This window comes from Leptospira sp. B5-022 (assembly GCF_000347035.1).
In the GTDB taxonomy this organism is placed as follows: domain Bacteria; phylum Spirochaetota; class Leptospiria; order Leptospirales; family Leptospiraceae; genus Leptospira_B; species Leptospira_B cinconiae.
In genome coordinates this window covers 50068-65789 of record NZ_ANIJ01000022.1, presented here as the reverse complement: position 1 = coordinate 65789, position 15722 = coordinate 50068, and the positions used below count along the sequence as shown (strand labels likewise).

Annotated in this window: 17 protein-coding genes; 11 read left to right on the top strand and 6 right to left on the bottom strand. The window is 41.7% G+C overall.

Features of this window, described 5'->3' with window-relative positions; translation table 11 throughout:
- Positions 1-4 precede the first annotated feature (4 nt).
- The 4 genes from LEP1GSC192_RS10620 (at position 5) to LEP1GSC192_RS10605 (ending at position 3920) form a co-directional block, all read left to right on the top strand.
- Complete coding sequence (locus LEP1GSC192_RS10620) at positions 5-982, top strand: hypothetical protein (RefSeq protein ID WP_232421006.1); 978 nt, start codon at positions 5-7, stop codon at positions 980-982.
- Positions 983-987: 5 nt separating this feature from the next.
- Complete coding sequence (locus LEP1GSC192_RS10615) at positions 988-1362, top strand: hypothetical protein (protein ID WP_036089777.1); 375 nt, start codon at positions 988-990, stop codon at positions 1360-1362.
- Between the two features lie 796 nt (positions 1363-2158).
- Entirely contained in the window at positions 2159-2374 is a 216-nt protein-coding gene (locus tag LEP1GSC192_RS19505) for a hypothetical protein (protein ID WP_081603590.1), read from the top strand.
- Positions 2375-2474: 100 nt separating this feature from the next.
- Entirely contained in the window at positions 2475-3920 is a 1446-nt protein-coding gene (locus tag LEP1GSC192_RS10605) for an MBOAT family protein (RefSeq protein ID WP_036089770.1), read from the top strand.
- On the opposite strand, the gene LEP1GSC192_RS10600 is transcribed toward LEP1GSC192_RS10605, so the two are convergent.
- Complete coding sequence (locus tag LEP1GSC192_RS10600; protein WP_020770099.1) at positions 3905-5302, bottom strand: hypothetical protein; 1398 nt, start codon at positions 5300-5302, stop codon at positions 3905-3907. The two genes, LEP1GSC192_RS10605 and LEP1GSC192_RS10600, sit on opposite strands and share 16 nt — an antisense overlap.
- 178 nt (positions 5303-5480) lie before the next feature.
- On the opposite strand from LEP1GSC192_RS10600, the gene LEP1GSC192_RS10595 reads away from it, so the two are divergent.
- The 4 genes from LEP1GSC192_RS10595 (at position 5481) to pyk (ending at position 11609) form a co-directional block, all read left to right on the top strand.
- Entirely contained in the window at positions 5481-7025 is a 1545-nt protein-coding gene (locus LEP1GSC192_RS10595) for a hypothetical protein (RefSeq protein ID WP_020769964.1), read from the top strand.
- Positions 7026-7101: 76 nt separating this feature from the next.
- Positions 7102-8148 carry an aspartate-semialdehyde dehydrogenase gene (gene asd / locus LEP1GSC192_RS10590; RefSeq protein ID WP_020770022.1) on the top strand — a complete coding sequence of 349 codons (1047 nt, stop codon included), beginning with the start codon at positions 7102-7104 and terminating at the stop codon, positions 8146-8148.
- 16 nt (positions 8149-8164) lie between these two features.
- Positions 8165-10138, top strand: a complete 1974-nt coding sequence (locus LEP1GSC192_RS10585) for a hypothetical protein (protein WP_020770009.1) — start codon at positions 8165-8167, stop codon at positions 10136-10138.
- 40 nt (positions 10139-10178) lie between these two features.
- On the top strand, positions 10179-11609 hold the full coding sequence (pyk, locus tag LEP1GSC192_RS10580; protein ID WP_020769945.1) for a pyruvate kinase: 1431 nt from the start codon (positions 10179-10181) through the stop codon (positions 11607-11609).
- Positions 11610-11628: 19 nt separating this feature from the next.
- Here the strand turns inward: pyk and LEP1GSC192_RS10575 are convergent, their stop codons facing one another.
- The 3 genes from LEP1GSC192_RS10575 to LEP1GSC192_RS10565 are packed head-to-tail and all read right to left on the bottom strand — an operon-like array spanning position 11629 to position 12601.
- Positions 11629-11901 (bottom strand): hypothetical protein, encoded by a 273-nt coding sequence (locus tag LEP1GSC192_RS10575; RefSeq protein WP_020770153.1) that lies wholly within the window; start codon positions 11899-11901, stop codon positions 11629-11631.
- Between the two features lie 22 nt (positions 11902-11923).
- The gene (locus tag LEP1GSC192_RS10570) at positions 11924-12307 is read right to left on the bottom strand and encodes a hypothetical protein (RefSeq protein ID WP_020770095.1); all 384 of its coding nucleotides are present in this window, start codon (positions 12305-12307) and stop codon (positions 11924-11926) included.
- A 15-nt stretch (positions 12308-12322) separates the two neighbouring features.
- Positions 12323-12601, bottom strand: coding sequence for a DUF883 family protein (locus tag LEP1GSC192_RS10565; protein WP_020770038.1), 279 nt, complete (start codon positions 12599-12601; stop codon positions 12323-12325).
- Positions 12602-12806: 205 nt separating this feature from the next.
- On the opposite strand from LEP1GSC192_RS10565, the gene LEP1GSC192_RS10560 reads away from it, so the two are divergent.
- Positions 12807-13220 carry a hypothetical protein gene (locus tag LEP1GSC192_RS10560; RefSeq protein WP_020769974.1) on the top strand — a complete coding sequence of 138 codons (414 nt, stop codon included), beginning with the start codon at positions 12807-12809 and terminating at the stop codon, positions 13218-13220.
- 13 nt (positions 13221-13233) lie between these two features.
- Positions 13234-13539 (top strand): 4a-hydroxytetrahydrobiopterin dehydratase, encoded by a 306-nt coding sequence (locus LEP1GSC192_RS20200; protein WP_036089758.1) that lies wholly within the window; start codon positions 13234-13236, stop codon positions 13537-13539.
- Between the two features lie 27 nt (positions 13540-13566).
- On the opposite strand, the gene LEP1GSC192_RS10550 is transcribed toward LEP1GSC192_RS20200, so the two are convergent.
- Positions 13567-14115 (bottom strand): DUF1564 family protein, encoded by a 549-nt coding sequence (locus LEP1GSC192_RS10550; RefSeq protein WP_020770116.1) that lies wholly within the window; start codon positions 14113-14115, stop codon positions 13567-13569.
- 157 nt (positions 14116-14272) lie between these two features.
- Complete coding sequence (locus LEP1GSC192_RS10545; RefSeq protein ID WP_008588853.1) at positions 14273-14998, bottom strand: response regulator transcription factor; 726 nt, start codon at positions 14996-14998, stop codon at positions 14273-14275.
- Between the two features lie 226 nt (positions 14999-15224).
- On the opposite strand from LEP1GSC192_RS10545, the gene LEP1GSC192_RS10540 reads away from it, so the two are divergent.
- Complete coding sequence (locus LEP1GSC192_RS10540) at positions 15225-15665, top strand: DUF4279 domain-containing protein (RefSeq protein WP_020770002.1); 441 nt, start codon at positions 15225-15227, stop codon at positions 15663-15665.
- Positions 15666-15722: the final 57 nt, after the last annotated feature.

The following is a 15722-nucleotide window of genomic DNA, read 5'->3' as shown; positions in this document are numbered from 1 at the left end:
TTTTTTGGCACAGTTCTTGCTTATTGCCGCCCTGGCTCTGGGCTCTAACTCTGCCTTTGCGGAAGCGGGTTCCGACTCAGAACTTTCTTCTCAAATTATTGTCGAGGCGGAAGAGTCCATTTCGGAAGAACTAAAATCCATCTACCAAGAAGAAGTGGCTCAAGTGCTTGCCGAGGGAATTTCTTATTCGGAAGAAGAAAGATTATCCGACTTTCCGGATTTGGATTCTCTCCTTGCGGATGAAGTTGTTCCTACCAGAGTCGCAAAAATTTCCAAAGATCAAAAAGTGGAAAAGAGGAACCGTTCTGATTCCAAGTTTGGAATCCAGAATCGGACATCTGCTTCTGAAATTTTTTCAAGGTCTTCGGTCTTTTCTCAAAACTGTTTACTTGGTCTAAATGCTGTATTGCTGAATTTGAAAATCGGGCAGGGGGCCCAACTGGAGTTCCTACCAGGCTCCGGACCCAAAGGCAAATCTGGCACTCATGAGACCTCTTCCGATGCTGGGGTTACTTATGGGGAAGCCCTATCCGGATGCTCGGATGTAATTTCTGTTTATCTAAGCGGGAAAGACTCTCACCGCGGATCATTCTGCTTCGTTGAAAAGCAAAGAAATCTGTCTTTAGGGTCGGGAGTTCCTACCACTGGGACTGACGATTTAGGCAAAGACGTAGAAAGTACACTTGGGACCGGATGGAAGCAAGGATCCGGCAGAATAGGGGGCATGGTTTGGGCACCCGAGAAATTCGTCAAAAACCGGGTCTTCTCCTGGGTCGACCTCGGCAAAGAGCCGGAATTAGGGAAGGCTGTACCAGACGACTCTGGACTCCGGGTGGCAACTGGAAAGTCATCCGTTAATAAAGTAGGAACTCCTGTTGCAGACCAAGAGCTGCAGCCATCACTCGAAAAAGTATCAGTTAAGGCCGGACAAGGCTCACATAAATTTTCTTCTGGTCGTCCGACCCCAGAAATTCTAACTTAACAAATATGGCCGTGAAGATCAAACGAACCTCTTTTCAGAGGCTTTTGAATGCGATGAAGAAAGTTACTAGCGAGGTGAACGATCACGAAATTCTTCGCAGATTAGAAACTCTTATGGTCACTAGCAAAGAAGATCTCAATCAGGCCGTGGTCCGCTCTCTTTTAGAAAATCCTTTAGACTTCGATCCTAAATCTGTACCTGAGCCTTATGCTCAGTATGTGAGACATTTCGTATATATGGTGAAACGAAATAAAAAAATGGGATTGGATGTGAACTTCGATGCAAGCGCAATCGATTCAAAAAAGGACAAGAAGAAGTTAACTGCTCCCAAAAAATCAGCCCCTGCCAAAAAACAGACGCCCGCTCGCAAAAGAGCCTAAATTTCAAAAAATTCCCTGTGTGTAGCACAGGAGCAAAATGCAGTTTCTGCAAATGGGCAGAATCTGTCATTAAATGCCCATAAATGGGCAACTATATGCATAAATAGTCATTTGTCGTCGAAAAATCGACTTCAAGCGCCCGGATTAGGGCTTTTGTGCAAGTGCCTAATTATAAGCAATAAGATTGGATAATCGTCCAGACCAACTCGATGCATTGTACCCGGGGCGCTCGGCGGGATTCTAGAAAAAGGGGCTCCCTTTCGAAGGTATGTGGCCTCCAAGCTAATGCTCTCTATTTCGTCATTAAAACCAAAAGATCCTTTCAGGCTGGCAGTAGTATAAGGCGTCAATTCGGCCATCCGGCTCAATCTTTGGATGTCCAAATATTGGCATTTAATTGTCTCAATTCGGTGCGATTCTGCCCGGAGAGTGGGGCAAAGAATCAATACGGAATAGTCGAAATGACTCCTTTTTGCTTTTTGATAGAAGACTTCTGGCGGCTGCCTTGGTGTTTCGGAAAAATACTGAAATTTCATTGATTCTTTCGAAGGGGGCCACTCGGGAATCTTTCGGGCAACTGTCCCTTTCTGGGCATCTAATCCAAAATCCTTATCATTCGTTGTTTCGTGTTCGTGTCTCTATAAAACAGCCCAGCATGGGGATCTCTCGCCCATCTTTAATGCCAATATATATGTCATTTAGTCATGTGTATCCGATTTACACCCCCATGAGGTTTTGACAGGCTCGAGAATTACTTTCTTCTTGCGAAAGGAGAAGGTTCGTAGATCCTCTTCCAATGGCCGAAGTAATCAAGTTGAGAGTAAAATGCCATGCCTGCTCAAATTTAATCGAAGGTTCCGCCAAATATGGTGGCGGTCACTATGTTCCAGAAGGAGTAGACTTCGAATTCGTGGCAATTGGAAAGGTAGAAACGCCTAAGGGCCGCCGAGTAAAGGCGGAAATCACTGCAAATTGTCCGAATTGTGGGGTTCGGTGCAAGTGGACCATTTAAAAAGCAGAAAATTAAGCAAAAAAGAGAATAAAAAAAGGCGTAAAAGAGATTATAAATAAGCAAACCTCTAAAATCTTAAATAATGCTTAAAATTAGGTAAATGAATTTCGCCACCCCACTCTTTTTATTTTTCTTTCTGCTTATATTTGGGCTAAGATGGGTTTTGCCTAAGCTAAGCGCTCTTCCGGAATGGATCCTGAAGTCTTTTTTGGTAGCTGGGAGCTATTTTTTCTATATGTCTTGGAATCCCAAGTTTGGGCTCCTTCTTTTCGGGACAACGATCTTGGATTATTGGATCGGAAAAACAATGGATCAAAAAGAAGGTAGAGCGCGGGCGATCTTACTTACTTTTTCATTGGTTTTGAATCTAGGTGTTTTAGCTTTTTTTAAATATTTTATTTTCCTTATGGAGTCCGGAAATGCCGTATTATCGGCATTTGGGCTAAATTTAAGTCTTCCTGTATGGCGCATTGTGCTTCCCGTAGGGATCTCTTTTTACACGTTTCAGTCCTTGAGTTACACGATCGACGTGTTTAGAAGGGAAATTTTACCTGAAAAGAATTTTTGGAATTACGCACTCTTTCTCTCCTTCTTTCCCCAGTTAGTTGCGGGACCTATTGTCCCAGCCAAGACCTTTTTGCCTCAACTCAAGTCTTGGGTAGTATGGAAGGAAATCCCGCTGAGAGAAGGTTTCGTTTTAGTGTTGATGGGAGTATGGAAGAAGGTGGTGATCGCGGATCAACTTTCGATCTTACCGGATTCTTTTTATAGGACTCCTTCTGAATTTTCGAGTGCCTATGCATGGGCAGCAGTTTTCGCTTATTCTCTTCAGATTTATTGTGATTTTAGCGGATATACCGATATCGCTTTGGGGTGCGCTCTTCTTTTAGGCTTTAGGCTGACTGAAAATTTTAGGATGCCTTATCTTGCCTCCGGGTTTTCCGATTTTTGGAGAAGATGGCATATCTCTCTTTCTTCTTGGTTGCGAAATTATTTGTACATTCCTTTGGGGGGAAATCGTAAAACCGAGCTAAGGACTTACGTGAATTTGTTTTTGACCATGCTTTTGGGTGGGCTCTGGCATGGAGCCAGCTGGAATTTTGTGGTTTGGGGCGGGTTTCACGGTTTATTCTTAGCCATGGAAAGAATGGGAAAAAAATTTTGGCCCGATTTTTTTTCCGCTGCGAATGGACTTGGGATTTTCGGCAGATTTTCCTATAGGATCATTGTGATCTTTTGTGTAGTTCTTTGTTGGGTATTTTTTAGATCTCCGAATTGGAAAACCACAGGGATCGTTTTCGAAAAACTTTTCGGGTTTTCAACCGGTGCGGATCCGTCGCTTTCTTCTTTGCGTATTTTAATTATCGCATTTTTTCTATTTTTCGCGGCCACCTGGATCGGCAATCAAGACGAGAAAGACGGTAGTTTTCGTAACTTTTACGAAAATTTGCATCCGCTATTTTTCGGAGCCTTGGTAGGAGTTGGGCTTTTGTTTGCGGTCGTATTCTCTTCCGAGTCACAACCGTTTATTTACTTTGTTTTTTGAACCGGTCTTTGTAGAAAATCTCTGATCTTAGCGTTATCTTCGTAGACCCATATTTTTCCGCTCCCGGATTCACAATGTAAAACTCGCGTCGGTTCTCCGTAAAAGGACTTGATCCTGGATTCTCCTAGGCCATCCGGTAATATCGCAATCGGTCCTTCCGGCGGGAATAGGAACCATTCTTTGTTGGAGACCGAGTAAGAGCCCTCAAGTGTGCTGAAATCTATCGGATAAGCAAGGACCCTTTTTTCGGAATATGCGAGGATCCTCCTCGCTTTGCGCGGTTCTGAAAGTACGAAAACAAATGAATCTTTTTCTTTCCATTCGTCTACGCAGACTGTTTCAGGTGGCCGGATAGATTCGCTCGGATCTCTGAACTGTGCTTCTCCTTCTCCAAATATTGCAAATACCCCGAGGCCGAATAAGAGTCCTAAAAAAGCGAAATTTCTAGAATGACTGAGATAGTTTTGGTTTTGAACGGAAGGTAAAATCCCAAATAGAACCGGGACCATCACAATTGCCGGGATGCTGTATTTAAGCGAATTTTCGCCGGAATAGAGCCCGAGTAAGGGGGGCAGAAGGCATAGGCTAAGTTGGAAATATCCTAAAAATCCGTAACTATGCCCTGATTCTTTTCCTTTTCTTAAACATAGGACCCCGCCCAGGATCGCAAATAAAAGAAAGACACCTGATAATTTTAAGCTCAGGATCGAGGCAAAAAAATCACTCCACCAGTGGGAGATCGACTCGAGTGTGGAAAGTTTTTTAGGTGAGTTGATGGCTAAAAATATTTTTATCAGAGAATGAAGTCCGAGTCCGATGAGCCCGGTTGCAAAAAATCGGATGGAGATGAGTGGGAAAGAAGTTCCCCAACGACCGTACCTTCTCGCCCATGAAAGTGCCGCCGGTAGATACAATTCTAAGATTAAGATCCTATCCGAAAGTGTAAGTATGGAAAGCAGTGGGAAAATGGAATATTTCGGGATCTTAACCTTCTCTCTTCTTAGATAAGGCCAGATCCAGAGCGTTGTGAGAAAGGCGCTTATATGTACGGATGGAAAATATAAAAAATACAATAATGGAAATTTTTCAGCGATCAATAATATGGAAGAAAGTGAGAGTAAGCTGAATACATAACTTTGGGGTCTGGGCATTTTCGGCTCCATTGCCCGGACGAATTTTCCTAATAGATATGCGAGTAGAGATGTTTGGAAGATCGCGTAAAATGTTAAGGTCCTGAAAACATTCTCCGTTATATAGCCGAATATAAAAACGATCGGTAGGTCCGGAAAAAAATAAGGTGTGGGGGCAAATGACCAGGTCCTTAAGGAGCCTCCGTCCCGAAGAACATCGATTAAAACGGAAGGAAGATACAGAGCTTCCATGTTCCAGAAAATTTCTTTAGGTGCGGTAAATAGGGAAAATATAAGTGAGACTAGGAAAATAATTATCGAAATCCAGAGCCAAACCACTTGGGAATCCTGGCCAATGCCTCATCCTAGGTAAAGTAGAAAATGCAACAATTTCTGGACAAACAGGTAATTACTTTCAGTTTATGGAGCTGTGTTCCGTTCCAAGTTAACGATCTTATTTTCCGTTGCGATCTCCGTATTTTTTTTGGACTTCTTCTTGTTTCGATACACGTTTTGGCTCTTGCCTAACGAATCTTCTTGGGGCGCGGATTATTTTTATAATTTTTTACACGAGTTTAAATCTTTCGAAAAGATTTCGAAGCAGAAATTCCGCGTATTAGTAATAGGTTCCAGCGTTACGGGTTATTCCATTAATCCCAAGGATCTAGAGAAAGAGCTTCGTAAGATCACCGGAAAAGATTTGGACGTCGTCTTTTTATCTTACGCGGGTATGCCCCCTTTGGATGTGTACTTGATGAAGAACCAATTCCTAAGTTTGTCTCCGGATCTTGTGGTGTATCCGGTAAACTTTGTGGATTGGAGATTGTATAGGACCTATGTTCTGGATCCGAAGAACGGTAAAAACGAAACTGCGGAAGAATCCAAGCTCATTCTGGATGCCTTGGATTTTAGGGATGCTCCTCAATCTAAGATCATTTTTCCTTGGGAAACGCTCGTGGAGTTTTGGGATTTGATCGGATTGGAGAAAAGTTCGGAATATCTAGCGGCTTCACTCTTCGGTTCGTATCGTTATAAGGAAATTTATTGGAAAATTTCTTCTTCTCTTTATGAGCATCGTTTTGGTAGGAACACCAGCTTTAGGGAATACAATGGTGTGGATATTCCGGAAAAAGTGACGTTCCGAGGATGGACCGGGAAAGTTTTTTCTTTCCAGCCGAAACCTTATATGGCTCGCAAAGGTTTTTATATCCAGGTAGTGGAAGAAGTCCTGAAGGACGGAAAGCTCATCCTGGACTTGGAAAATTCTTCTCATACCGTAAAACAAACCTTGGAGTTTACGAGTCCAGGTTGGAAAAAAATTCTTCTGGATCCTAGATTTTTGAATCAAGGGGAGAAGGAAAACTGGATCCGGGCGGAACTTTCCAATACTTGGATCCCATATTTTGCGGGAGCGGAGCATAAAGATTGGGCTCGGGATGTTCTCGGAATAAGGCTCCAACAGATTTTCGGGAAAGAAGATGATCTTTCGATTTTGGATAGAAAGCCGGTTCGAGAAGAAAGGTTGGAAGACCTACGCTTTCTAGGGATGTCCGATAAGGAATATGAGGAATATTTTTATTTTCGTCTTCTGACAGACCTAAAAAAAAGACCGGGATTACAGTACATTCAGGTGCTCGCGGACTCTAAGAAGAAGATCGCAAAGGAGAAGTTCCGTCCTATTCTTCATTTTCGTTATATGAAGAAGCTCATTTCTTTTTTCAAAGAGAAGGATTTGCCGTTTCTCTTAATAAACAATCCTGAAAACCCGGTAAGCCTTTCCTGGTATGGGAATTCGGAATGGTATAAAGAGCATTTGTCTTATCTGAAAGAAATCAGCGGAGGCGGGGACAATTTTGTGGATCTAAGCCGGACTCTGCCTTCGACTGATTTTTGGGACTTTCATCATCTTACGTATGCCGGAACTCAAAAGATGAATTCTAAGTATGCAGCGCTCATCGCTAAATTTGTCGAATGACAGTCCGTGGTCTCGGAAAAAAATAGAAAAAAACAATAATAGCGGGCTTTGAGTTCGCGAGCGGTCAATAAGTTCTATGAGCAAAATTAACGTAGCTGTTTTGGGAGCCACCGGCTCCGTCGGGCAAAGGTTTATCCAACTTTTGGAAAACCATCCTTATTTTCAGGTAACCCATCTATGCGCATCCGAGAATAGCGCAGGCAAAACATATGCGGAAGTCATGAAGAAGCGTTGGAAGATCTCGGGAGAGATCCCTAAATATGCTCGTGACATAATTATCACTTTGCCGGACCCAAAGATTACCCAAGGTGCTAAATTGGCTTTTTCCGGTTTGGACGCTTCTATCGCAGGAGAGGTGGAAACTTCTTTTGCCGAAGCCGGTATCCATATTATTTCCAATTCTAAAAATCATAGAATGGTCGAAAACGTTCCTCTTCTTTCTGCGGAAGTGAACGCGAACCATTTGGATGTACTCTCCAGCCAAAAAACTCCGGGAAAGATCGTGACTAACTCCAATTGTACGATCATGGGAGTCACCATCTCTCTTAAACCTCTCTACGAAAAATTCGGTATTGAGTCCGTTATGTTATTCTCCATGCAGGCTATCTCCGGAGCCGGTTATCCAGGAGTTCCTACCATGGATATTTTAGGAAACGTAGTCCCTTTTATCGGTGGAGAAGAAGATAAGGCGGAGATCGAACCGTTGAAATGTCTGGGAAAGACAGAAGGTGGTAAGATCGTACTCGCGGATTTTAAAATTTCCGCTCATTGCAATCGAGTCCCTGTTTTTGACGGGCATACGGTTTGTGTTTCCGTAAAATTCAAGAAGAAGCCGACAGAGTCCGAAATTTTAGAAGCCTGGTCTTCTTTTAAGGGTGAGCCTCAAGAATTAAAGTTGCCTCTCGCTCCGGATTTTCCGATTCTTTATCGTCAAGAAGAAGACAGACCCCAGCCTCGTTTGGACCTGGAAACAGGGAGAGGGATGACTACCGTAGTGGGAAGACTTAGACCTGATCCGATTTTCGATTGGAAATATGTTGTCCTAAGTCATAATACGGTCCGTGGGGCTGCCGGTGCCGCGATTTTAAACGCGGAATTGATGTATCGGAAAAACCTACTCTAGTCAAAGAGGATGACTCATGCTGGATCCCCAATCTCCGGAACTCAAGGTAGCGGATTATAACTCGGCTTTACAGTTAACCCAAGCGTTAGAGGCCAGAGGGGATTTCCAGTACAAGGGAATTCATAAATTAGTACTGATCATTGGCGATTGGACGGAAAAGTTTGTAGCGAATAAAATTCTTCCCAGTGCGGAACAGCTCGCAAGAGAACTGACATTGGATAAGGAAAGGGTAAACGCTTATCTTAGAGAGATGAGTGCACGCCAAAATCCCCCTATCGTAAAAAAGATCTGCATGGTGGATTATAATCCTACCGGAGATTCATCCGACGGAAGGATCGCTTCTTTTCTAAGATTGATCACCGTTTTTGCTAGGCCTTCTCAAACGGATGCAGGTTCTAGCCATAGATACGTGGACGGAGTGAACCAAACTTCTTTCAGTTCCATCCAAAGGTGGGTAAAGGAGAAGAGGCAATTCCCAGGGAAGGAGAGCTTCCAGAAATGGATCTTTGACTGTATTGATAATAATAAATTAAGCGAGACCTATGCTTCTTCCGAGATAGGGAATCTGTTTCAGGATAATTTTGACGTTACTCCTGTTTTGAAACAAACCACGATCAATATTCATTTAAAGCCGGTACTCAAAAAGCTGGTGGATTCCCGAATTCTTTATTTTTTTAGAAACGAAAATGCTCTGAGTCCCGGGAACCGTTCCGTTTTTTATTATAATGTTCAGGACGAGATCATTGCGAGATTGGATGCTTATAAAAAATATCTGAACGAAAGGATCATTCCGGAATTACAAAGGATTGGTGTACTAGGCAATTTTTCCGAACATGATCTTCAGAATACTCGTTCTATTGCAGGACAAGTCCTTCCTTTTTTAAGCCCTGCTTACGGTGACCAAAAAACAGCAGTCGAAGAACTTCTTTCTCTCATCCATTTTGAAGAAGAGGAAAAGGAGAAAAAGGAGAAGGAAGAGAAAAAGGCCAAACTTTCCGAGTTACTCGACTATATTAAATCCGCAAATCGATTAGTGGATCTGAATTATCTTCGCTTCCGGGGGGAACCGATCGAAGAAGAAGTCAAAAATCTGATCATCAACCATGATATGATCTTGAACGCTGATTTTGCGGATAAGAAGGGGCTATATATATTTGTTCTTCATAAGGAATGTATCAGCGGGGCGGTCGAGACTGCTAAAAGGGTTTTTACTGCTACCGGGAACGATAGTGAGATCCGTGTTTTGGCAAAAATGAATATCCGGGACATGATGGAGTCCAAAGAGGCAAGTTCTCAATTTGAGAAGTTGGAATATTCTTCTCTTTTTAAATATCTTCCTTTTATCACCAGATTTTTCAGATCTCTTTTCGGGAATAATAATGTAGTTCATAGATTTGAAGCGGAAGAGATCAGAGCAAGGCTCGCTGCGGAGCAGAATAAAAAGATCCTGGAAGCGAGGACCAAGGTTGCCCAGGAAGAAAAGGTCAAGCTTGCCGAAAAAAGAGTAAAGGACAGAGAAGCTGCCGAGGCGACTGCAAAGGCGAGAGCTGTAGCCGTCGTTGCGAATTCCGAGTCGGGCGCTCCTGCAAGAAGTTCCGGATTGAGCTCGGAGCAAGAGGCAGAGATCAAACGAAATCTTTCCGCAGTTTTGGATGTTTTGGACCATGCTTGGAGTCAGGACGAACTTCCGGACAGGGAATATCTCTTACAAGCTTTAGGCGGAGATATGGACGAAAATACTCTGATCAACTTCCTGAAAAAGAATGCAAAAAAGGAAATCCATTCCTTTATGGTTAGAAATCAGGAAGAGCAGTATTCTTTTCCGATCCTTATTTCGAGAAGGTTCCTGAAAAAGAACGGAAAGGCCTTGCTGGATAAAGCGAAGAGGATCGTGGACGAGCAGAAAAATGCGGGCATGCCGGAACAGGAAAAGTTCGACTTTTATATTTCTTTAGAAGATTTTCTGAACAGAACCCTTCCTAAAATTTGAGCTCGGATCATTGGAGCAATTTTAATAAAACCGAATATACATGAAAAATGAATTAGTTAATTTCAGAAAAACTAAAATTATATGCACGATCGGCCCTGCAACGGCCGATAAAAAAATGATCCAATCCCTTGCGGAAGCGGGGATGAATATCGCCAGATTGAACATGTCCCACGGAAATCACGACTTTCATAGATCGGTTATCCGTGCCATTAAATCTTTGAATAAAGATGTATTAAAACATCCGATCGCTATTCTATTGGATACCCAAGGTCCTGAAATCCGTACGGGGGATTTGCAAGTAGATCATTTGGATCTGAAAGTGGGAGAATCTTTTACCTTCCATATTATCCCGGGAGAAGAGTCCGAAGAACAATCCGTTTTCGTAAATTATCGCGATATCGTAAAAGATCTGAAGATCGGAGACAGGGTCACCGTAGATAACGGTTTGATCAATCTTGTGGTGGAAGAGATCCAAGAAACAGCTCTCAAATGTAAAGTCGTAGATGGCGGTAAACTAGGCTCTCGTAAACATATCAATCTTCCGGGGATCCGTGTAAATCTACCGTCGATCACTCAAAAGGACCAAAAGGACATTCTTTTCGGTCTGGAAGAAGATGTGGATTTTATTGCACTTTCATTCGTCCGTTCCGCGGAAGATATCCATCAACTCCGCAAGATTATCGAAGATAATAACGGTCATACGGACATTATCGCCAAGATTGAAGACCAAGAAGCAGTGAAAAACATGGTGGAAATCGTGGAAGCCGCAGATGGTGTGATGGTAGCAAGGGGGGATCTTGGAGTGGAACTTCCCATCGAGGAACTTCCCTTGATCCAACGTTCCATTATTCGAGAATGTGCGATCAAAGGTAAACGAGTGATCGTTGCAACTCACCTTCTCGAGTCCATGATCAATAATCCTTCTCCTACTCGAGCAGAAGTCACGGATGTTGCCAACGCAGTTTTTGAAGAAGCTGATGCAATTATGTTGTCTGGTGAAACCGCGGCAGGAAAATTTCCGGTCCGTTGTGTGGATATGCTGCATAAGATCTCGGAAAGAGTGGAGAAGGCGCCAGGGCTTGGATACGTTTTGGAAAGAGTTCCTTCCAACAAGAAGGAAGAAATGGCCAAATCTGCGGCTATGCTTTCCGATTCCATCAAATCTCCTGCCATTATAGTGATTACCCGGAGAGGAACTACCGCTTTGAATGTGGCTTCCTTCCATCCTAGGTTCCCACTCATCTATGCTTTCACTAATATGACTACGGTTCGACGTAAACTTTGGTTAACTCGAAGTGTAATCCCTTATCGAATCGATTTTTCCAGTGACCCTGAAAAAACGATTAAACTGGCAATTGAGACCTTAAAGTCGAGCGGTCGAGTGAAGGATGGGGACCAGGTGGTGATCTTGTCGGATATTATTGCAGGTGCGGATAGGGTGGAGACGATCCAGATTAGAGAGGTGAAATAGAGTGGTAGGAACTCCAGACTTACTCTGAAGTATCCTCGACTTGTTGGTTTAGCAATTTTAGGACCCAATCTTGAAGCCCGAGACTTTGGAAGGCCTCGATTATCATTCCAGTATAACTAATGGAAGATTGTAATTTTTCGAAACTTAGTTGTACCTGTAATTTTTTGATCTGTAGATAGAGTCTGAGTTCTTCCTTGTTCATTTTGGAAGGGTCTTTCCAGGGAGCGTAATCTTCTCCGGAAAGGGGATTTAGGGAGAAGATTAGATTTTCTTTGGATTTTCGCTTACGCATACGGCGGGAGTTCCTTCACTCTTTACGCTCTAACTTTCCGGACAAGAGCGAAAATGCCTATTAGAGAGATGAAAAGACAAAGACCTCCAGTCCCTAAAGCTGCAGGTAACGGATCTCCTGCAAATTGTCTCTGCAAAAAGAGGAAAAAAGCAGCCAAAAAGAATAAAGCACTTAAACTTATAAAGAAAAGAGCGAACCTGAAGAATATATAGGCTTGAATGCCTAATACAATCTTTTCCGTTGCAATTTTTTTTGCGAGAAGAAGAAGAGTTTCGAAATATTCTGAGATCGAATTGATAAAAGCGAGAAGGTGTTCCTTCAATTCGAAACTTGAAAATGAAGTTCCTTCCTGCTTTTCACTTTTTTCGTAAGGAATTTCTTCCGAATCCTTTTTTTTAGCGGCCAATGGACTATTTCCGTATTACTTTTTTCGACCGATAAGCATACCAATGATCACGCCTATCCCGACTCCGACTCCTAGTCCGATCAAAGTTGCTTTCTGTGGGTTTTCTTTGATATAAGTTCCCGTTTGATCGATAATTTGTTTGGCCTTTTCGCTGGTTTCACCAGTTACTTGCTTTAACTTTTCCTTAAGATCAGATACATGTTCCAAGTATTCCTCCCGGGCCTTACCTGTGATTTGTTTGGCCTTATCTTTCAAAATTTGGAGTTCTTCGCTTAGATTATCACCTTTAGACATAAGAACGCCCTCCATATACTTTTATGTTAGTATAGCTTATCAATTTCAAGAATTTTACATCTTGAATTCATACAATTGCAAAAATTAAGGACTTTAAATTTGACCGTAGGGATAAATAAGTCGATATATTAGGTCTAACCACCAAACGGATATAAATTGAAGCGAAAACCATTCCGGTATATGCAAGGTAAAAGGTGGATGGCACATGAATTTTTTATCTAAAATAGCTAAGATAAGAAGAACACAAAGACAAAGAATATACAACAGAGCGTATCGTCAGGCACTGAAACACCTAAAACGAGAATTCAAGGCAGAGGCTGATCGTCACGCACAAGCTGAGAAAGAGTTAGAGAAATATTATCGTAAAGATGTGGACAGTGAGGCTAAAAAAACCCGCAAAAAAATTCAGGAGTTAGAGAATTACAAACTACTTCTGGAGAGGAAGGAAATGGAAATCGAGTCTAAACTCGCCTTTTTGAATGATCAACTGCATAAAATAGAAGAGTTAAAAGCCAGAATGGACGGAGCTGTCAATTTAATGGCACGTGCAGGATCTCTTTCAAATGGTGCAATCGATGATGCGGAGAAGATCAAGCAAGCCTTGAAAAAAGTCCTTTGATTCCGAGGTTTTTATGGATAATTCTCCAATTTCGCTTTCGATAGAGCAAATTAGGAAGGAACTCCCCGCAACTTGGGAGATAGCAACCGGAGATATAGTTCCGAGAATTGTTAGAGTATATGATTTATCTCAATATCTTGACGGAATCAAAATCATAAAAGCGTTAGCAAATCTAGCTAACGAAATGGATCACCATCCGGAAATTTTCTTTTCCTATCGTTCCGTTAGAGTGGAACTATACACCCACACCTTGAAGGGATTGTCCAGCTTTGATTTGCAATTTGCGATCTCTGCTGAAAATCTTTTAAATAATTTTTAATTTAGAATAGAATTGTTAAATAATAACTTATGTTTTATGCAATTTTTGGCCCATGAGGATCTTTACTCTAAAATCTGAATTTGCTGATTGATATTCTAAAATCCATAATTCTCGAAAGAAGATCTTTGAATTAAAATTTGCATGTATCGCGGCTTTTACTTGCCAAATCATTTTTTCTGGATTTGAAAAACCTTTCGATTTATATTCTTCCAGTAGTAACACAAATAAATAGCACATTGAAACTCCGTGACTAATGGCGAGACTTCGAAGTTGAGTCCAATCTTCCGGCCTTGGCCTGAAGTTGAACTCTACATATCCATTCTCTTTCGATCTTCCCCGAACGTTCTGATATTTGGTATATATGGATTCGGAATTAATACGTTTATTCGAATGAAAACATTTTTGCTGTCTTGCAAGTGTCTTTCTTAGCAAATTGCTAATCCCATGTTTACGAACATATTTCGATAAATATGGAGGAATTAGAAGCGTAGAGACTTTACGCTTTTTTTGAACTATATTTCCTAAAGAAATGTTCTGGGAAAAGGAGCGGTGAAAAACAGGTTTTAATTTTTCCATAAAAAAGACTGGTCTCGAAATGGAAAGGATGAGCGGATTTTTTTGAAGGATTTATAATTTCTGAGGATGATGGAGATTGTTTTAGGAAGGAACTCCCTTTAATGAATCCGCTCTTAAAAGTTTTAGAGCGGATTCTCTACGATATGTGGGAAAAAATCTAATCGATTATTACAATCCCCTCATAGTTATCGGTAAATCTATAACCTATACCCCATATTGTTTCTATCCATTCCGGTTGGGCAGAATTTTTCTCTAACTTAGAACGAATCCTTTTGATATGGGAATCGATCATTCTTTCAAATCCATCCCATTCCATTCCCCAAACAGCTTCTAAGATCATTTCTCGTGAGAAAACTTTGCCTGGAGAAGTTGCCATCAGCTGTAAAATATCAAATTCCTTTCGCGAAATATTGATCACTTGGTCTTTCAAGGTGACCCTTCGGCGCACTGGATCGATTTTCAGAGAACCTCTGATGATTTCTCCGCCGCTTCCGATATTTGGTTTAATTCCCGCTTTTTTATCCCACCTGCGGAAGAATACATCTACTCTGGTTTTTAATTCCCTTACCGAGAAAGGCTTGGTGATATAGTCATCAGCTCCCAACTCGAGCCCCATTATTCTATCGATTTCTTCATTTCGAGCGGTAACGATAAAAATTGGAGTATTTTCATCAGATCTTCGGACGGTTCGACATACATCCATCCCGTCGATGTCAGGCAAAGAAAGATCTAAAATCAAGAGGTCAGGGTGGTTTGCTTTATAGTATTTTAGCCCCTCTTCGCCAGAAGTTTGAATTGTTGTTCGGTAATGAGCAGAATCCAATGACTTTCGTATCAAATTCCCGATGTCCGGATCATCTTCAATTACCAGAATATTCTTCATAAGCGCCTCAGATGTATTGGATGTTAAATTTAACCTCATTACAACATATTATTCCCACCAAAATTGTAACATAGCAAAAAATGGGATTTTAAATGTATTGATTGGAAAACAAAAATTCGGAAAATGCTATATGTTTGGCGTTTTTGGACGTCCTGAGATTTGGCTTTAATGGCAATTCCAAAGAATTTCGATTTAACGATGTGAAAAGTCCGATTTTGGGCAGTTTATGAAAATTAGTAATCCTTCTTTTCCACGAAGCTGGGCTCTTATTGCGGTTTCGGAGCCTGGATTGGATGTTCACGAAGTAACCAGAACTTTGGGAATCCGACCGGACTTGTCAGTGAATAGAGGAGTTCCTGCCATTTCCGGAAAATCGATCACCTCCTCACTATGGCAAATTCATTCGAAAAGAGATGCAAGTTCCCCATTGGAAGACCATATCCGAGAATTATTGGAAAGAATAGCTCCTCGTCGCAAGGAATTTCAAAGTTTTTGCGAAAAACATGCAGTCGTACTTTATTGTTCCGTTGAATTTAATAATGGTAGTTTGGAAGAAACGGCATTAAGTGCACGGACACTGTTACTTCTTGGAAATCTCGGATTGAAATTGACCTTTCACGCTTGGAATGTTCCTGAAAGAAGGAGAAGGTCAGAGGATCAGAATTAATTCTTCTAAAGAAAAAGTTTTAATGTATTTCCGAATCGGAGGTTTCGGTTTGGAAAG